Annotated in this window: 15 protein-coding genes; 8 read left to right on the top strand and 7 right to left on the bottom strand. The window is 72.1% G+C overall.

Annotated elements, in window-relative coordinates; all coding sequences use genetic code 11:
* Nucleotides 1-40 precede the first annotated feature (40 nt).
* Nucleotides 41-976 carry an ATP-binding cassette domain-containing protein gene (locus AB0G04_RS24130; protein WP_360986785.1) on the top strand — a complete coding sequence of 312 codons (936 nt, stop codon included), beginning with the start codon at nucleotides 41-43 and terminating at the stop codon, nucleotides 974-976.
* Nucleotides 973-1734: an ABC transporter permease gene (locus tag AB0G04_RS24125; protein ID WP_360986782.1), complete on the top strand. Its 762-nt coding sequence runs from the start codon at nucleotides 973-975 to the stop codon at nucleotides 1732-1734. The genes AB0G04_RS24130 and AB0G04_RS24125 overlap by 4 nt, the downstream gene beginning before the upstream one ends.
* Here AB0G04_RS24125 and AB0G04_RS24120 read toward each other — a convergent pair.
* The gene (locus AB0G04_RS24120; protein ID WP_360986779.1) at nucleotides 1660-4785 is read right to left on the bottom strand and encodes a BTAD domain-containing putative transcriptional regulator; all 3126 of its coding nucleotides are present in this window, start codon (nucleotides 4783-4785) and stop codon (nucleotides 1660-1662) included. The two genes, AB0G04_RS24125 and AB0G04_RS24120, sit on opposite strands and share 75 nt — an antisense overlap.
* 204 nt (nucleotides 4786-4989) lie before the next feature.
* On the opposite strand from AB0G04_RS24120, the gene AB0G04_RS24115 reads away from it, so the two are divergent.
* A complete protein-coding gene (locus tag AB0G04_RS24115; RefSeq protein WP_360986776.1) occupies nucleotides 4990-5646 on the top strand; it encodes an ElyC/SanA/YdcF family protein in 657 nt (218 codons plus the stop codon).
* Nucleotides 5647-5733: 87 nt separating this feature from the next.
* On the opposite strand, the gene AB0G04_RS24110 is transcribed toward AB0G04_RS24115, so the two are convergent.
* Entirely contained in the window at nucleotides 5734-6180 is a 447-nt protein-coding gene (locus tag AB0G04_RS24110; protein WP_360986773.1) for a hypothetical protein, read from the bottom strand.
* A 370-nt stretch (nucleotides 6181-6550) separates the two neighbouring features.
* Between AB0G04_RS24110 and AB0G04_RS24105 the strand changes: the two genes are divergently transcribed.
* Entirely contained in the window at nucleotides 6551-7111 is a 561-nt protein-coding gene (locus AB0G04_RS24105; RefSeq protein ID WP_360986770.1) for an RICIN domain-containing protein, read from the top strand.
* A gap of 125 nt (nucleotides 7112-7236) precedes the next feature.
* On the opposite strand, the gene glnA is transcribed toward AB0G04_RS24105, so the two are convergent.
* A complete protein-coding gene (gene glnA, locus AB0G04_RS24100) occupies nucleotides 7237-8661 on the bottom strand; it encodes a type I glutamate--ammonia ligase (protein ID WP_360986767.1) in 1425 nt (474 codons plus the stop codon).
* Nucleotides 8662-8862: 201 nt separating this feature from the next.
* On the opposite strand from glnA, the gene AB0G04_RS24095 reads away from it, so the two are divergent.
* Nucleotides 8863-9228, top strand: a complete 366-nt coding sequence (locus tag AB0G04_RS24095) for an RDD family protein (protein WP_360986765.1) — start codon at nucleotides 8863-8865, stop codon at nucleotides 9226-9228.
* Here AB0G04_RS24095 and AB0G04_RS24090 read toward each other — a convergent pair.
* Together AB0G04_RS24090 and AB0G04_RS24085 are read right to left on the bottom strand one after the other, a co-directional pair.
* Nucleotides 9214-11385, bottom strand: coding sequence for a hypothetical protein (locus AB0G04_RS24090; protein WP_360986762.1), 2172 nt, complete (start codon nucleotides 11383-11385; stop codon nucleotides 9214-9216). The two genes, AB0G04_RS24095 and AB0G04_RS24090, sit on opposite strands and share 15 nt — an antisense overlap.
* Before the next feature lie 4 nt (nucleotides 11386-11389).
* On the bottom strand, nucleotides 11390-12370 hold the full coding sequence (locus AB0G04_RS24085) for a hypothetical protein (RefSeq protein ID WP_360986759.1): 981 nt from the start codon (nucleotides 12368-12370) through the stop codon (nucleotides 11390-11392).
* Nucleotides 12371-12597: 227 nt separating this feature from the next.
* On the opposite strand from AB0G04_RS24085, the gene AB0G04_RS24080 reads away from it, so the two are divergent.
* From AB0G04_RS24080 to AB0G04_RS24070, 3 genes are all read left to right on the top strand, one after another.
* Nucleotides 12598-12954, top strand: a complete 357-nt coding sequence (locus AB0G04_RS24080) for a WXG100 family type VII secretion target (RefSeq protein ID WP_360986756.1) — start codon at nucleotides 12598-12600, stop codon at nucleotides 12952-12954.
* A gap of 23 nt (nucleotides 12955-12977) precedes the next feature.
* The gene (locus AB0G04_RS24075) at nucleotides 12978-13262 is read left to right on the top strand and encodes a WXG100 family type VII secretion target (RefSeq protein ID WP_360986753.1); all 285 of its coding nucleotides are present in this window, start codon (nucleotides 12978-12980) and stop codon (nucleotides 13260-13262) included.
* Between the two features lie 219 nt (nucleotides 13263-13481).
* On the top strand, nucleotides 13482-14903 hold the full coding sequence (locus tag AB0G04_RS24070; protein WP_360986750.1) for a S8 family serine peptidase: 1422 nt from the start codon (nucleotides 13482-13484) through the stop codon (nucleotides 14901-14903).
* Nucleotides 14904-15513: 610 nt separating this feature from the next.
* Here the strand turns inward: AB0G04_RS24070 and eccB are convergent.
* The gene (gene eccB, locus AB0G04_RS24065) at nucleotides 15514-16881 is read right to left on the bottom strand and encodes a type VII secretion protein EccB (protein ID WP_360986747.1); all 1368 of its coding nucleotides are present in this window, start codon (nucleotides 16879-16881) and stop codon (nucleotides 15514-15516) included.
* 7 nt (nucleotides 16882-16888) lie between these two features.
* Nucleotides 16889-18298 (bottom strand): type VII secretion integral membrane protein EccD, encoded by a 1410-nt coding sequence (gene eccD / locus AB0G04_RS24060; RefSeq protein ID WP_360986744.1) that lies wholly within the window; start codon nucleotides 18296-18298, stop codon nucleotides 16889-16891.
* Nucleotides 18299-18305: the final 7 nt, after the last annotated feature.

Genomic DNA, 18305 nt, shown 5'->3' with positions numbered 1-18305 from the left:
TATCAGGGCCGTGTCAGCACCTCCGGGCACCGTGTCCGGCATGGACAACACGAACGCGATCGTCGCCGAAGGGCTGGTCAAACGCTTCGGCGACACCACCGCCCTGGACGGCGTCGACCTGACCGTGCCCACCGGCACGGTGCTCGGACTCCTCGGCCCGAACGGTGCGGGCAAGACCACCGCCGTACGGATCCTCGCCACCCTGATCCGCCCGGACGCCGGGCATGCCGTCGTCGGCGGCCACGACCTCGCCGGGCAACCGCACGAGGTCCGCGGGCTGATCGGGCTCACCGGTCAGTACGCCTCCGTCGACGAGACCCTGACCGGCACCGAGAACCTGCTCATGATCGGACGGCTGCTCGGCCTCACCCGCGGCGCCGCCCGGGCCAGGGCCGCGGAACTGCTGGACCGGTTCGAGCTGACCGAGGCAGCCGGCCGGGCTGCCGGGAAGTACTCCGGTGGCATGCGCCGCCGCCTCGACCTGGCCGCCGGCCTGGTCGGCCGCCCGCGCCTGCTCTACCTCGACGAACCCACCACCGGCCTGGACCCGCGCAGCCGCAACGAGGTGTGGGACATCGTCCGCGGCCTGGTCGCCGACGGCGTCACCGTGCTGCTCACCACCCAGTACCTCGACGAGGCCGACCAGCTGGCCGACGCCATCGTGGTGATCGACCACGGCCGGGTCATCGCTACTGGTACCCCCGCCGCCCTCAAGTCGCGGGTCGGCGCCCAGACCGTGTCCGTACGCCCGGCCGACGCCGGTGAGACGGCCCTGATCCGGGAAGCGTTGGGCCGGGTCGCGGCCGGGCCGGTCGACGTGTCCGGCGACGTCGTCCGGGCGCCGGTCAGTGATCCGGGCGCGCTCGCGAAACTCGTCCGTGACCTCGACGAGCACGGGCTGGCCGTGGCCGAACTGGCCCTGCGCAGCCCCAGCCTCGACGAGGTCTTCCTGAGCCTGACGGGAGCCCGCTCATGAGCACGACGGCCGTGCGCAACACCGGCACCCTGGCCTGGCGGACCCTGGTGCAGATCAAGCACAACCCGTTCGAGCTGATCGACTTCAGCGTCCAGCCGGTCATGTTCCTGCTGCTCTTCACCTACGTCTTCGGCGGTGCGCTGGCCGACAGCCCCGCGGAGTACCTGACCTTCGCCCTGCCCGGCATCATCGTCCAGAACCTGATCTTCGCGACGATGAACACCGGGATCGGCCTCAACACCGACATCACCAAGGGCGTCTTCGACCGGCTGCGGTCGCTGCCGATCGCCCGGTCCGCCCCGCTCGCCGGCCGGATCCTGGCCGACGTGATCAAGCAGGCGTGGGCGATCGGCCTGCTCCTGGTGATCGGCATGGCGCTCGGCTTCCGGATCGAGACCGGCGCACTCGCGACGCTCGCCGCGATCACCCTGCTGCTCGTCTTCGCGGTCGCCCTGTCCTGGGTGTCGGTGCTGGTGGCGATGCTGGCGAGCGCACCGGAGAAGGTGCAGATCTTCGGGTTCGTGTTGTTCTTCCCGATCACCATGGCCAGCGGCGCCTTCGTCGACCCGGCCACCATGCCCGGCTGGCTCCAGGCGTTCGCCGAGGTCAACCCGACCACCGTGGTGGCCGACGCGGTGCGTGGCCTGCTCAGCGGTGGACCCGTGGCCGGACCGGTCACCTGGTCACTGGCCTGGGCGGCCGGCCTGCTCGTGGTCTTCGCCCCGCTCTCGGTGCGGGCCTTCCGCCGCCGGGTCTGAACCGGGCCGCCATCCGGCGGCGGCCGTCGCCGTCGCCGTGGTCACCGTGCCGCCCTCCCGGTACGCCGTGTCGAAGCCCGCGTCGCCGAGCGCGGCGCGGGCTTCGCGGGCGGTCCGCTCCGCGTCCACGTCGGAACGGTCTCGCGCGCCGCGTACCGCATCGGCGGCTCCCAGAAGAAACGCGGCCCGCACCGGATCGCCCTGCCGGATCGCCAGATCCGCCGTCGCGGCAAGCACTGCGGCGACCACCGGCGAATCCTTGGCTCCGGCCGCGATCCGCACCGCCTCCCCGTGCAGCTCGCCGGCCCGCACCAGATTCCCGGTCGCGGCCTCCGCCCGGCCCGCGGTGCTGTGGGCCAGAGCCCGGAACTGCGGCGCGACCGTGGCGTGGCCGATCAGGCGAAGGGTTTCGGAGGCGAGCCGCCGCGCCTCCTCCGGACGGTCGTCGGCCAGGGCGAACGTGGCCTGCCCGTGCCGGACGGCGGCCAGCATCTCGGTGTTGCCGGGCTCGCGGGCGTACCCCTCGGCCTGGGTGAGCAGCATGCGGGCGTCCTCCGCCTCACCGGCCAGCCACAGCTGATGCGCCAGCTTGACGGTCAGCTGCGGCAGCTCCTCCCGGGTGCCGACCTCCTCGGCCAGCGCCAGCGCCTCCCGCTGCCACCCGATCGCCACCGCGTAGTCGCCCCGCGCGGCCGCGAGGTCGGCGAGCGCGGTGAGCGTCATACCGATGCCCCAGCGCTCGCCCACCGCCCGGAACCCGTCCAGGGCCACCAGCAACCCGTCCTCCGCGTCACCGGTCTGCTCCCCGAAGTTGATCCGGATCTGCTCGATGAACATCCGCGCCACGGCACGCAACCACGGGTCCGGATCGTCGAGCAGACTGCCGGCCTCGCCGAAACCGTCCGCGCCGCGATCCCCGGACGAGAGCGTCACCAGGGTCGGCAGCAGACGCAGCACCGGATGCGCGGCACGATCGGAATCGGCCAGCTCGTCGGCCCGGCGCAGCGACTCCCGGATCTCCGGCAGGCTCATCAGGCCCTCGAACCCGTTGAGCGCCATGTACGCCTGCGCCAGCGCCGTCTCGGAACGGTCCGCCTCACCCGGCATGGCCAGCATCTGCCGGTACAGGGCGGTGCCCTCCAAACGGTGCCCGCGCAACCACCAGTACCAGCCGAGGGCGGCACCGAGCGCCACCGCCGTCCCCTTGTCGCCGGTCTCGATCGCGGCCCGTACCGACGAGTGCAGGTTGTCGTGTTCGTCGTCCAGCCGCCGCAACCACACCAGCTGATCGGCGGCGCGCAGATGCGGGCCGGCCTCCCGGGCGACAGCCAGCAGATACGCGGCGACCGCCCGGCGCGCCTCGTCGGTCTCACCGGCCTCGGCCAGGCGCTCCAGGCCGTACTCCCGGATCGTCTCCAGCATCCGGTACCGCCCGTCCGGGCCCAGCATCAGCAGCGACTTGTCCACCAGGGCGGCCGGCGGATCCAGGTCCGGTCCGCAGATGCGCTCGATCGCGGGCACATCGGCGCCACCGGGCAGGGTCGCCAGCAGCCGCCACACCCGTCGCTCCGGTTCGGACAGCAGGTCCCAGCTCCAGTCGACCACCGCCCGCAGCGTGCGATGCCGGGGCAGTGCCGTCCGGCTTCCACCGGTCAGCAGCCGGAACCGGTCGGCCAGCCGGTCGGCGAGAACCGCCGCGGGCAGCGTCCGCAGCCGGGCCGCGGCCAGCTCGATCGCCAGCGGTATGCCGTCCAGGGCACGGCAGATCCGCACCACCGGGATGACGTTCGCCGCGGTCAGGGTGAGCCCGGACGCCCGGTCCAGCAGCAGCCGCACCGCCGGGGCACCGGCGGCCGTTCCCGGATCCGCCCCCACCGGCGGCAGCGCCAGCGGCTCCACCGGGAACAGCCGCTCACCGGTGATGCCGAGCGGCTCCCGGCTGGTCACCAGCAACCGCAACCCGGGCGCCGCCCGCAGCAGCTCCCCGGCGAGCCCGGCGGCGGCCTCGATGACGTGCTCGCAGTTGTCCAGGATCAGCAGCATCTCCCGCTTCGCGACCGCCTCCCGCAGCCGATCGAGCGGGGTCTGCGCGCCGGCCGCCGGTCCCCGGCCGCCGGGCCGCGCCAGAGGCGCGTGATCCCGTACGCGCAAGGCGGTCAGCACCGCCTGCGGCAGTTCCGCCGGGTCGCGTACCGGAGCCAGCTCCACCCGCCACACCGCACCCGGAACCGAACCGCCGGCCTCGACCGACAGCCTCGTCTTGCCGCTGCCGCCCGGCCCGGTCAGGGTGACCAGCCGATGCGCGCCGACCAGGGCGCGCACCGCACGGACGTCGGCGTCCCGGCCGACGAAACTGCTCACCTCGGCCGGCAGATTGTTCTCCGAGCCGTCGGCACGCAGCAGCTCCAGATGCAGCCCGGCCAGCTCGGCCGACGGATCCACCCCCAGCTGGCCGGCGAGCCGGCGCCGGATGCCGTCGAAGACCTCGAGCGCCCTCGCCCGGTTCCCGGCCCGCCACAGCGCCCGGATCAGCAGCGCGGTCAGCGCCTCGTCGAGCGGATGCGCGGCCACCAGCGCCTCCAGCTCCGGAACCACGTCCACGGTCACCGGCTCCGCGGCGAGCCGGGCGCGCGACGCCGCCAGCCGCAGCGTCTCCAGGCGTACCGCTTCGGCCCGTGCCGGCTCCGGGAAGTCCAGGTCACCACGCCACAGCGCCAGAGCCTCGGCCGGTGCCCCCGCGGCCAGCCGGGAGAACCGGTGCGCGTCCACCCGGTCCGGGTCGATGACCAGGCGGTATCCGGCCGGGGTCGCGATCACCTCGAGGCCCGGCGCGGCCCGCCGCAGACGCGAGACCAGCGCCTGCAGGGCGTTCGGCGCGGCGGCCGGCGGCGCGTCACCCCACACCCCGTCGATCAACCGGTCCGCGGACACGTCCCGGCCGGCGTCCAGGGCGAGAAGGACCACGAGGGTACGCAGACGCGCGCCGGCCACCGGCAGCAGCGTCCCGTCCGCGTCACGGACCTCCACCGGCCCGAGCACCCCGATCTCCACGCGTCGATTCTGCCGCCCCCCGCAAACCCGCCCCGTCGGCCCCGCCCGGCTCTGCGGACTCGTCAGCTCGGACTCGTCGGCGTTCCGCCGGGCTCTGTGGACCCGTCAGCCGCCGCCGGGCTCTTGGACTCGTCGGCCCTGGCTGGGCTCGCCTGCGGTTCGGAGCGCGGGTCGGCACGTGGCCGGAGTGGCAGGATGATCTCTGTGGAGCTTCACGTGCTGTCGGGGACGCCCGGCCTGACCCTGGACCAGGTCGCGCACGTCCTGGTGCCCGGGCACGGCCGCTCCGCCGACGGCGCGGGCCTCAACCCCGGCGGCGAGGACCGCTGCCGGATCGCTCTGACCCTGCACCGTCACCTCGGCCGCGGGCTGATCGTCTGCGCCGGCTACAAGTCACCGGTCGACGGCAAGGGTGACGTCTGGACCACTCCGGAAGCACCGGGCGAGACATTCCGGGGCGTACCCGAAGCCGACCTGATGCGCGACTGGCTCCTGGCCGCCGGCGCCGACCCGGCCGTCATCCGCGTCGAACGCCGCTCGATCGACACCGTCACCAACCTGCTGCGGGCCGAGCACGAGGGCCACTTCGGCGACGACCGGCCGGTCGCGATCGTCGCCCAGCGCGGCCACCTGAGCCGCATCCTCACCGTCGTCGCCCCGCGCACCCTGCGCCGCGGTTACCTGGGCGTGGTCGTCCCGGCCCGGGGCCCGACCCGCGAGAACCCGCTGGCCGGCCCGGTGAGCCGGGCGATCAGCGCTTTCCTGCCGTCCGATCCGACAGCGTCGATAGCGATAGCCAGCCGCCGGGCCGAGAACTTCTGGCGAACCGCCCAGCGGCTCGGCAAACGCTCATACCACTGATCAGAATCAGGTGTTGACGGTCTGCCCGTTCGTCCGCCGCCACGTCGTACCCCAGCCCGAACGGCGGCTGCACCCACGTCACGGACGTCAGGTCAACTTGGGCGACGAACCGAAGTGCGAGTGGTTGAACCGGGCGCACCAGCCGGGGCAATCGCAGAAGCCCGCCGCCACGAGCTCGTCGCGCAGTTCCACCGAGGCGCCCGGATGATGAAGGATGCGCTGCCGGTCCGGAGCGTGCCGGGAGCCGTACCGCTCGTCCTCCTGATCGGCCAGCCACCGCAGTGCCGAGTCGGGCGTATGCGGGTTGAGCAAGACGTTGAAGCGAACGTTGTCGTCCGCGTCGCGAGCCAGAAAATCCAGAGCATCGGTCGGCGTCGACGGATTGCGCGCCGCCCACAGCCGTACCGGCCGGACCTCGTCCCGGGCCAGCTCCCGCAGTCGATCCGGTGGGCATCGCCGGTCGCGAGCCTCGAGCACACGCCGATAACCACGCATCCACGCGGCGCGCTCGCGGACCTCCCGCTTCCCCGTCACGACCCGATGCTGTCACAGCGGTCGACCTTTCCAGCGCAGCGCCGGATCCGCCGAAGAAATAGTTATCGTTAACATTCATCATTCCCACTCTGGTTCATTGGCGGCTTACGGTGCAGCTCATGGGTCGTAAGGCGTTCACCAGCTTGATCGATGGGAGCGCACCCAAAGTGAACTTCTTGCTACGGAAAGCGATGGCCGCTTTCGAGGGCGCCTAGTGAGCGCTAACATTTGTGCGGCCGACACCTCCGACACCCTTGCGGTGTCCCGTTGTGTCAGCCCGGCATGGGGACCTGCTCACGGCTCCAGGCTCTGGGCTTGCCGGAGGCCGCCGGCGTACCGCTCCTGTCCGCGACGCCATCGAGGTGAACGAATGAACTTCCTGATCCGATCCCTGCGGGCCAGCGCCCGACTGCTCTGCATCGCTTCGGCCGCCGCCGTATCCGTCGGTGTCCTCGCGCCACCCGCCGCAGCCGCGCCCGGCGATGAGCCGACCTGCCTGCGGGGACCGAATCCGAACGTCTACTACAAGATCACGAATGTCGGGACCGGGAAGTCGCTCAATGTGGCGCGCAAGTCCAGGGCGAGCGGCGCCCCGATCATCCAGTGGGCCTACGCCGGCGGCACGAACGAGCAGTGGCGAGCCGTGTGCGCGGCGAACTGGCAGTACAAGCTCGTCGCCCGGCACAGCGGCCTGGTTCTCGACCTTGCCGCCTCGAGCACCGTGCAGCGTCCCTACACCGGAGTCCCGAGCCAGAAGTGGGGCCTCTCGCGAGTCGGCCAGGAAGGCGCGCTCGCGACCTTCAATCTCTACAACCAGGGAACGAGCACGGTGATCGAGGCGGCAGCCGACGGCAGCGCAGTGGAGTCGGCCGTCGCCGAGGAGGGTGACCGGCAACAGCTGTGGACGTTCGAGGAGACCGGGGCGGTCTGAGTCCGGTCCGGTGGGCCGCGTCCGTCCAGCGGGCTGATCGACGGTGCACGCGAAACGGCGGCCATGCCGGCTGGGAGCCGAGCATGACCGCCGTTCCTCAGGCTGTGCCCGAGTCGTGCTCAGGATCAGACGTTGTAGTACATCTCGAACTCGTGCGGGGTCGGGCGGAGCCGGACCGGGTCGATCTCGTTGGTTCGCTTGTAGTCGATCCAGGTGGAGATCAGGTCGGGGGTGAAGACGCCGCCGGCGGTGAGGAAGTCGTGGTCGGCCTCGAGCGAGTTGAGCACGGCGTCGAGCGAGCCCGGCACCTGCTTGACGTCGCCCCACTCCTCCGGCGGGAGGTCGTAGAGGTCCTTGTCGATCGGAGCCGGCGGCTCGATCTTGTTCTTGATGCCGTCGAGGCCGGCCATCATCTGCGCCGAGAACGCCAGGTACGGGTTCGACGACGGGTCCGGGACGCGGAACTCGATGCGCTTGGCCTTCGGGTTGCTGCCGGTCACCGGGATACGGGTGCAGGCCGAGCGGTTGCGCTGCGAGTACACCAGGTTGACCGGGGCCTCGTAGCCCGGCACGAGACGCCGGTACGAGTTGACGGTCGGGTTGGTGAACGCGAGCAGCGACGGCGCGTGGTGCAGCAGGCCGCCGATGTACCAGCGGGCCATGTCGGACAGGCCGGCGTAGCCGGTCTCGTCGTAGAACAGCGGCTCGCCGTTCAGCCACAGGCTCTGGTGGGTGTGCATGCCGGAGCCGTTGTCGCCGAAGAGCGGCTTGGGCATGAACGTCGCCGTCTTGCGGTGCTCCCAGGCGGTGTTCTTGATGATGTACTTGAACAGCTGCATCTGGTCGCCGGCGTGCAGCAGCGTCGAGAACTTGTAGTTGATCTCGGCCTGGCCGGCGGTGCCGACCTCGTGGTGCGAGCGCTCGACGGTGAAGCCGGTGTCGATCAGGCGGCGCACCATGGCGTCACGCAGGTCGCTGTAGTGGTCGACCGGGGAGACCGGGAAGTAGCCACCCTTGTAGGCGGTCTTGAAGCCCTTGTTGCCGCCCTCCTCCTCGCGGCCGGAGTTCCAGGCGCCCTCGATCGAGTCGATGTAGTAGAACGACTGGTGCGCGGAGGTCTCGTGGCGGATCGAGTCGAAGATGTAGAACTCGGCCTCGGCACCGAAGTAGGCGGTGTCGGCGATGCCGCTGGCGGCCAGGTAGGCCTCGGCCTTCTTCGCCACGTTCCGCGGGTCACGCGAGTACGCCTCGCGGGTGAACGGGTCGTGGATGAAGAAGTTGAGCGCGAGGGTCTTCTGGATGCGGAACGGGTCCACGAACGCGGTTGCGACGTCCGGGAGCAGCATCATGTCGGATTCGTGGATGGCCTGGAACCCGCGGATCGAGGATCCGTCGAAGGCGAGGCCGTCGGTCACCACACTGTCGTCGAACGACTCGACCGGGATGTTGAAGTGCTGCATCACACCCGGGAGGTCACAGAAACGTACGTCGACGAACTTGACGTCCTCGTCTTTGAGGTATCGCAGGAGTTCCTCGGGATTGGCGAACACACGTCCTCCTGGCACAGTTTTCCGATACCGGGCGGCATGAGGCCGCCACCTGGCAAGGCTGGTCGCGACGTTATGGGTCCGGAGTTGCCCCGGCGTATCCCTATTGTTTCCGCCGTGTTACGTACTGCTGGGAGCAGGCACGGCGACAGCGCGAGCCGATCCATCGGACCATATCGCGTACGCTCGGCGACCGTGGTTGCTTTGAACGAGCCTGCCGGGCTCGGCCCGCGGCTCGGCGCACTGGTCATCGACTGGGTGCTCTGTGTCCTGATCGCGAGTCTCTACGCCAGCCCGAACGAGAAGGCCTGGCCGGCGGTCGCGGTGCTGGTCCTCGCCAACACCTTCTTCCTCGGGCTGTTCGGGCAGACGCCGGGCATGCGGCTGTTCCGGGTGCGCTGCGCCTCCTATCCGGACGGTGGCGTCATCGGCCTGGGCCGCGGGCTGCTCCGGGCCGTGCTGCTCGGGCTGTTCGTCCCGGCGATCATCCTGAACAGCGAGGGCCGTGGCCTGCACGACCGGCTGGCCGGCTCGATCGTGGTGGGAGTGCCCCGCTCACCTGCCCCGTAACGCGCGGCCGATGTCCTGTTCCGGCGGCTCGTCACCACGCCCCGCGACGACACCGCCGCCGGGTGTCCGTACGCCGAATGCCTGATCGTCGGTGATGAGGTCGTCGGTCTGGCGAACCGGGACCGGTTCCCCGCCGCCTCGTCGTTTTCCCAGTTCCGGCGCGACCGTGCCGGGCTTGTTCGGCTCCGCGGCGCCGTCCGGCCGGGTCGCCGCCCGGCTGCGCAGACCCCACGGCCCACCGTCCGGGCGGGCCCGCTCCGGCGCGTCGATGACACCGTTCCCGGCACGACGGCGAGCCTCCTCCGCACCGAACAGGTCCGACCAGGCCGCCGATCCGGGCTGCCGGCGCGGCGGGCGGTAGGGCGGGGGAGCGGCGGGCGAGACGGGCCGGTTCAGCACCGGCGGCGCGGTGCCACCGGGCCGCTGCGCGGCGGGCGGGGTCCGGACCTCGGCGGCGCTTCCGGGCCGGGCTCCGCGATCCTCCACCGGATTCTTCAGTACGGGCGGAGCAGCCGGCGACGGCGGCCGGCCGAACGTGTCCGACCGTCCCGGCGTCTGCGGAACCGGTGTCGTCCCGCCCGGCCGGGAACTACGGCGGTCACCGGATCGCCCCACCGGCGGTGGCGGCGTCACCCCGGACGCGTTACGGGCGGGACGGCCGGTCTGCGTCTGCGGCGGTACGGGCGGCGTACCCGGCCGGGTGCCGCGCCGCTCGCCGGGCCGGCCGGCGGCGGGCGGCGGAACGAAGATGCCCGGTGTACCGCGCCCGGGACGGCCGTCCGGCGGCGGCGGCGTGACGCCCGGCGTGGTGCGGGTCGGCCGCTGCCGCTCGCCGGGACGCCCGGTCTGCGGCGGGACGACCACCGGCCCGGTGCGCCGGATCTCCCGGCCGCCCGGCGGCACCACCGGTGTGACCGGTCCGGCAGGCCGCCGGATCGTCCGTCCCGGCAGGTTCGGCGGAACCGCCACGACCGGCCCGCCGGGCCGGTTGACCTGCGGCGGGACGCCCGGGCGCACGGTGCCGGGCGGAATCACGACGGGACCGCCCGTCCCCGGGACACCGGTGCCCGGAACCGGCAGCGGCTGTCCCGGCAGCGCGCCCGGCGGCAGGGTTCCGGGCGGGAACACCGCGGGCGGCAGGGCTCCGGGTGGCAGGGTTCCGGGCGGCAGAGCCCCACCCGGCTGCGGCAGACCGGCGCCCGGCGGCAGGGTCCCGGGAGGCGTCACACCGGGCGGCAGTGCTCCCGGCGGTACGACACCCGGCTGCACCGGGGCGGGAAGTTGCACGCCCGGCGGCAGCAGTCCCGGCGGCTGGTTCTGTCCCGGCGGCAACGCTCCCGGCAGTTCCGCGGCGGGCGGCGGGTTACCGGCCGGCAGCACCGGCAGTGGCGGCGCGAGCTGTCCGGGGCCGCCGATCCCGCCCGGCCCGCCCAGACCCGGCGGAACCGCGGCCGGCTGGTTGAGCACCGCGTTCAGCGGCTGCACCGGCGGGCCGACCCCGTTGGACAGCACGGCGATGTAGTCGAAGAACTGGTCGCCGTAGTGCTGGGCCAGCCGCTGCGCCTCCAGCTGGAACCGCCGCCGGATCTCCGTCTGCTGCTCGGAGATGTACTCCTCGGCCGCGGCGTCCCAGCCCTGCGCCTCGGTCAGCCACGCCTGCAGGTGCTCGCCGAAGTCGAGATTCGCCGCCTCCTTCAACTCCCGCGCGTAGTCGATCTCCAGCCGCGCCATCGCGTACCGGGCCTCGCTGGAGACGTTGACCAGATGCCGGAGAGCCGTCACGTTCTGCTGGGCCGCGTCCATCCACACGTCCAGATACGCGAGTGTCTCGCCCGGACCCTTCATCAGGAACGCGTCCCGGGCGGCCGGCGACTGCCAGGCCTCGTCACGCAGCACGTCGCTCTGCTTGATCAGGAAGGCGCGTACGTCGGCCAGGAACGCCCACGCGTTCTGCCACTGGTCGGCCAGGGTGGCCATCTCCTCCGGATGCATGTTCGCGATCCGCCGGGAGACCTGCTCGATAGTCGTCGGGTTGCCCGGTCCCGGCGGCGCCGTGTACGGCAGCGTCGAAGGCGGGTAGCTGCCGTAGTGCGTCTGCCCGCTGTACGGGCTGTACCCGTAGTTCGGATTCGCGCTCGCGCCGTAGTGGTCGGCCATCGGATCAGCCGCTCACCGTCGGCACGCCACCACCGGTGGCGATACCCGTCACGATCCGGTTCTTCTCCACGAGGTCGCCCTTCTCGTCACGTTCCGAGACCACCTGAACCTGCTCCCGGGTCGCCGGGTCGGTGTTCTCGACCGTCCGCTGCACGGTCTCGCCGGCCGCGTCCCGTACCTCGGTGCTGCGGCCGGTCACCCGGTCACCGTCGAACTCGGTCCGCGTCTCGGTCGTCGCGGTCTGCCTGCCGTCCGCGCCGTAGGTCTCCTGGACGGTGATCTCGGTACCGCCGGCGAACCGGGTCGCCGTGCGCGTCGTCACCGACGAGACCGTCTCCCCGTTGCTGCCGAACACCGTCGTCGTGACCGTCGTCGCCCCGCCCGGCGGCGTGAACGTCAGCACCTCACGGCGCTCCCCGTTCGGCCCGGCCGCCGTCTCCAGCGTCTGATGGGCCGAGATCGGCGTGTTCGACGTCGTCCGCCAGGCGCTGCTGTCCGCGGCCGGCACCGCGGTGCTGAACGCCGACTGCTGCTCCCAGAACGTCGGGCCCACACCCGCGGGAAGACCTTCCGGACGCGGTACGGACTTGTCCCCGTACGCGAAGAGAACGTCGTTGAGCGACGCCGCGGAGATCGCGTCGCCGGAGCCGTAGCTGTCGGCGACCGTCCGGGCCGCGCTGCCGATGTTGCCCACCGACTCGGCCAGCTTCTGCAGATAGACCGTCAGCTCACCGGCGTTCGCCACCAGCCGGGCGCGCACCGCGTCGGCCTCACCCAGCACCTCGCCGGTGAACGCCTGACCGGGGATCTCACCGAGCGGCCGAAGGTACTCGGCGCGTGACGCGATGTCCCTCTGCTGGTTCGTCAGGGAGGTCGCGTAGTCGCGGAGGCCGTCGAGATCGACGTCCACGGCCGGGCCCCCGCCCAGCCACGGCGCGTTGGTGTTCCTCGCGGTCTGCTCCGCGTAGGGATTGTCTGCGGCCATCACGCCTCCCCCAGGCAGTCGGTGATACCCCACCGCAATTGATCAAAGAATTGTCGATCGCGGTGAGCGGGTGACGCAGAAGAGTACGCCCGCGGCCCGGATCAGGTTCGACGAGATTCTTTTGAAAAAGCTTCGAACCGAGTACGGGCGGACGGCGTACGGAGAGGCATAACCCACTGGCGGACCGAACCGAGTACGCCGGACACGAGATTCGCAGGGGAGAAATCGTGGCGACAACTCCGGGCATGGGTCAGGTCCATGCCACTCAGGAACAGCTCACCGCTATGGCGACCCGGTGCTCCGACACCGGCCAGAACATCTCGCGTGGCATGAACCAGCTGCTCGGCCAGATCCAGGGACTCAGCGGCGGCGCCTTCGCCGGAACCGCGAACAACGCCCTCCAGGACGTCTCGGCGCAGCTCAACGACGGTCTCACGAAGATCATGCAGGCGCTGGACGAGCTCGGCGGCAAGATGTCGGCCGCCTCGCAGACGTACGGCGTCAACGACGACGAGGCCGCCCAGTCCATCCGTGGTGCCGCCGCCGGTGGCGACAGCGCCGTCCTCAACGCCCTCCGCGGCTGAATCCGGAATCGGGGAGAACAACCATGAACATCACCTACAACTTCGGCCAGATCGCTGACGTCTCATCCTCCATCAACAGCTTCCAGAACCAGATGGACCAGCAGCTCAACGACCTGTACACGGCGTTCACGCAGCTCTTCGCCCAGGACTGGACCGGTGCCGCCGGCACGGCGTGCGACGACGCCCGGCAGAAGTGGAACCAGGGCGCCACCGAGATCAAGCAGGCGCTGGCCGGCGTCGGCGTGCGGCTGGGCAGCTCGGCCGAGCGTATGCAGCAGGTCGACGCGCAGATCGCCTCCAACATGTGACGAATCGACGACATGCCACGGATCGGCCGCCGGACCCGCCCGGCGGCCGATCAATGTCGATCACCGGAGCCGGAAATGACGATTCCGGCCGAATTTCAGAAGGTGCACGAGCGTGCCGGTGAATACCGCACCGATCGCCTCCCGTTGATCAAAGAATCGGCGGGGAAAGGCCGCTCACCGGGCAGACAATGGACATCCGGGAAGCGGAGGATGTGCGTCATGGGAACCACGGGGCCGCCCGCGCCACTTCTGTCGATCATCGTGACGTTCTCCGCGGCCGCGACCCTGGCCGCCGCCCTCCCCACACCCGCCTCCGGGTCCGTTCCGGACCGCCTCGCGTCAGAGCGGGCCTACTCCGCGTCCGTTCCGGCCTCCCGGGCCGTTGCGGCTTCCGGCTTCGCGTCCGTTGCGGCGACCGGCTTCGCGTCCGTTGCGGCTTCCGGCTTCGCGCTCGGGGTGCCGGGGCAGAACTGCGCGCAGCCGGGGGAGGACCGGGTCAACGGCTCGTGGGCTCGCGCGATGCTCCAGGCCGACGCGATCGGCGCACTCGAGGCCGGTGACGGCGCCCGGGTCGCGGTGCTGTCCACCGGGGTCGACCGTGGACAGCCGCAACTCGCCGGCCGGGTTCTCGCCGGTGACGACACCGCCGACAACGCGGGCACCGCCGACCAGGACTGCACCGGCATCGGCACCCAGGTGGCGGGCGTGATCAGCGGTTCCCGCAACGGTGGCGACAGTGACGCGGCCGGCCTCGCCCCGGGCGCGGAGATCCTGCCGATCCGGGTCATGCCCGACGACCCGGCCGGGTCCGAGCCCAGTCCCGGCACCCTGACCCGCGGCATCCTCACCGCCGTACAGCAGAACGCCGACGTCGTCGTCGTGACCACCCCCGTCTACCGGAACGACCCGGACCTCGAATCCGCCGTGGCCACCGCCGTCGCCCAGGGCACGGTCGTCGTCGCTGCCGTCGGCGACCTCGGATCACGGGACGACGGCAACCCCGACCCGTACCCCGCCTCCTACCCGAACGTCATCGGTGTCGGAGCCGTCGACCAGAACGGCCAGATCGCACCGGCCTCCCAGTTCGGCGAGTACGTCGACCTGGTCGCACCCGGCGTCGCCGTACCGGCCCTGCAGACCGGCCGGGGTGCCGTCGAGGCCTCCGGCACCGCCGTGGCCGCCGGTTTCGTCGCCGCAGCCGCCGCACTGCTCCGAGCCCGCGACCCCCGGCTGCCGCCCGCCGAGGTGGCCCGCCGCCTGATCGCCACGGCGAGCCCCGCCCCGGCCGGCCCCGCCTTCGGAGCCGGAGTGGTCAACCCCTACGCGGCCCTGACCGCCCGGGTCGTCGACAGCGACGCCCGCAGGCTTCCCGCCCTCGAACCCGCCGCGCTGCCCGACGACAGCGCCGAACTACGTCGCCGGGCCATCGCCGTCAACAGCGCCGTGGTCGCCGTGATCCTGGTGCTGGGCCTGTTGCTGGCCGCGGCGGCGCTCCGCCGGAATCGCCGCCGGTGGCGACCCGGTCTGGCCGTCCGCCCGCCGTCGCCACCCGAGCCCCTGGAACCGGGTCCGCCGGTGATGCTCCTCGACACCGTGGCCGCCAACCCGCCCCCGAAGCCCGGCCCGCCCGCAGCCCCCTGACAGCCAACCCGCCAAGCCCCGGCCCGGCCAGCCCCAACCCGCCAAGCCCCAACCCGCCAAGCCCCGGCCCGCCAAGCCCCGGCCCGCCAAGCCCCGGCCCGGCCAGCCCCGGCCCGGCCAGCACGCAGCGCTGTTACAGCTCGCCTGTTACAGCGCTGGCTTCTGGCTGGAGGTGTCCGGCCAGCACGCAGCGCTGTTACAGCTCGCCTGTTACAGCGCTGGCTTCTGGCTGGAGATGGGCCAGCACGCAGCGCTGTTACAGCTCGCCTGTTACAGCGCTGGCTTCTGGCTGGAGATGGGGCCAGCACGCAGCGCTGTTACAGCTCGCCTGATGCAGCGCTGGCTTCTGGCTGGAGATGGGGCCAGCACGCAGCGCTGTAACAGTTCGTCTGATGCAGCGCTGGCTTCTGGCTGGAGGTGTCCGGCTGGTGCGCAGCGCTGTAACAGCCCGCCTGATGCAGCGCTGGCTTCTGGCTGGGCTTGGGAGGCGCTGTGCCCGCGCGGGCGCGGGTGGCGTGGCGCCTGGAGGGCGCAGGGCTGTGCCGGCGGGCGTTGCGGGTGGCGGCACGGGGCGTGCCGGTGTGTTCGGGGGTGCTCCGGGCGTACCGGATCAGTTGGTGTTGATCGCGGGCTGGCCCGCTGCCGCGGGATCGAGGGTGACACCCGCCGGGATGGAGTTGATCAGGGCGGTGGGGATCTCGGCGGCGATGGCCGGGTTGTAGCCGAGGGCGGCGAGTGCGTCGAGGTTCGGGACGGGATGGCGCAGGCCGACGTCGGTGACCAGGGTGAAGCCGCCGGATCCGGGGACCCGGACGAGGGCGAAGCGACCGCCGGGGACCTGGATGCGGTCGGCGAGAGGGCGGCCGGAGCCGGCGGTCCCGCTGGTGGGGATGGCGGCGTCGAAGGCGTCGGCGGGGCCGCCCACCGAGACAGCGGGGGGCTTGGCGGCGTCGGTGGTGACGGCGCACGCGGATTCGTCGCGGGCGACGGTGGCGAGCTGAGGGACCTGGTCGGGGCCGCGAAGGTCGCCGGCGGGCAGGGCGCGGCTCTCGGGAATGTCGGTCAGGTCGCCGACGGCGATCTTGCGTGGTTCGCCGAAGCCTTCGGCCGCACTGAGGACCACCTGCTGGAGTGCCGTGACGGGGGCGCGGCCGTCGTCGAGGATGAGGTTGAACTGGCGTCCGCTGCCGGTCTCGGTGAAGACGATGTCGCCGATGTCGAGGCCGGGGGCGGCGCTTGAGTTGTCGCCGAGGTCGCGGATGTCGAACGGGACGATGTCGGCGCCGGACGGGAGCGCGTTGAGCCACGCGGTGCTGATGCGGGTGGGTGCCTGGTTGGGACCGAACAGGGCGACCGAGGTGTCGCGTTCGGGGATGCGGTGCTTGCGTCCCTGCCACACCAGGTGGGTGGTCTCGGCGCCGGGGTTGTCGGTGACCAGCAGGCCGCGGTTGCCGAGTGCCGTGCCGGTGGCTCCGGACGCGCCGATGACCAGGACCGATGCGGGCCGGTCGGTGGTGATCGCGCACATCGCCCAGGGCAGGCCGGTCTGGCGGGCGGGCTCGGGCAGGGAGGCGGGGGCGCCGGCGATGCCGATGGTGACTCCGCGCGGGGTGCCGGCCAGGGACTTGGCGGCGATCCGGAAGACGGGCGGGTTGGGGCGCCCGGCGGCGAGTTTCGCGGAGGCGAAGTTGAGTGCCGGGTTGAGACGGCCGCGCAGGTAGACGAAGCTGGCGCCGGTCTCGCGTTCGACGACGACGGACCCGTCCCGCTGCCACTGGTTGGCGCCGGTACGGGTGAGGACGCCGTAGATGCCGAATCCGGCGGCCACCAGGATCGCGACCATCAGTCCGCCGAAGAGGGCACCGATACCGCGGCGCAGCGGTGACTGGGCGGGGTCGGTCTCGCGCATCACGAACGCCGAGATCACCCGCTGGTTCATGAACTGGTACGACTGCAGCTGGTCGCGGCGGGAGATCACCGGAGGCTCACCCGCCGATCGAGGCGAACAGGCCCCGTACGTCGTCGAACACGCCGATCACCGCGCAGGCCAGCGGGATCAGCGCCATGATCGCGATGATGTCGAGGATGTCGGCGGCGCGTCCCAGGTACGGCGACGGCGCCTTGCGGCTGTAGATCAGTGCCGTCGGCAGGGCGACCGCGGTCACCACCGCCGCGACGGCGACCAGCACCACCCCGGAGACGGCGCCGGTGACGACCGGTCCGATGCCCAGCCCGGCCAGCCCGAGCAGGCCGGCGGCCAGCAACGGCACCCGCTGCTGCGGGGTCGGCAGCAGGCGGGCGCGCAGCAGCAGGGCGGCGATCGCGGCGAGCATCAGGAGTACGGCCGGGGTGTCCGGCGTGGACAAGGCGAGCCACGTCATCGCCACGAGGCTGCAGATCGCCGCGGACAGGATGAACCCGGTGAGCACCTCGGACGCGCGGACGACGGCCGCGAACACGTCCGCCCGGCGGGGCAGCTGCACGTCCTTGAGGATCTCCTCGGCCCGGTTCGGCAGGTCCGGGAACGGCAGCCGCCCGATCGCGCCGGCCAGCACCGGATAGGCGGGGAGCAGGCCGATCGCCGCGGTCAGCGCGACCGCGGCGGCGCCTTCCGGCGACATCCCGGACAGTGACAGGGTGGCGGCGAGCATGCCGGTGAGGGCCGCCGCGATGCCGGCCACGAAGAACCGGGTCAGCCCGGCCACCCCGGCGTGGCAGAGCACGCTGACGACCAGCAGCGCGGACGAGCCGAGGACCAGGCCGGCGGCGCCGACGTCGAGGAAGCTGCCGCCCGGCCGGGTGAGCAGCCAGGCGCCGCCGAAGAACGCGTACGGCAGGCCGCTCGCCGCGACGACCGCACCCGCGTTCGCGTCGCTGAACGCGCGGGACAGCAGGATGCCCAGCACCGCACACGCCAGCGAGACGATCAGCGCGATCACGCCGGGCGTCACCCAGCCGGGACCGGTGGCGGCGAGCCCGGCCAGGCCGAGGAGCAGGGCACCGGCGGTCACGGCCAGGCCGGTGCGCCGGGTGGCGGACGGGCTCCACGAGCGGCCGGCCCGCCGGGAGCCGCTGGCGATCACCTCGACGACGTCGTCGTACGCCAGCTCGGGCCAGTCCTCCCGGGCCGGGTCGAGGTGCAGCAGCTCGCCGTCGCGTACGCCCTGGGAGGCAAGGTTCTTGCCGGGTTCGAGGGTGGTGCCGGTGGCGCGGCGGAGCACCCATCCGCCGTAACGCTCGGACGGCTCGCCCAGGGCGCCTTCGGCATGCCGGAGCAGGTGCGGCAGCAGCTCGGCGACGAGCATGTTGTCGGGCAGGGCGAGATCGAGGCGGCGGGTCGGGGCCGCGATGGTCACCCGGGCCAGGGAGGGCCCGCTTGCTGCGGGTGCGCTCACAGTGGAC

Origin of the sequence: Actinoplanes sp. NPDC023801 (assembly GCF_040639655.1) — a bacterium.
Taxonomy (GTDB): Bacteria; Actinomycetota; Actinomycetes; order Mycobacteriales; family Micromonosporaceae; genus Actinoplanes.
Note: the sequence above shows the minus strand (reverse complement) of the source record. Positions and strands in the feature narration are given on the sequence as shown.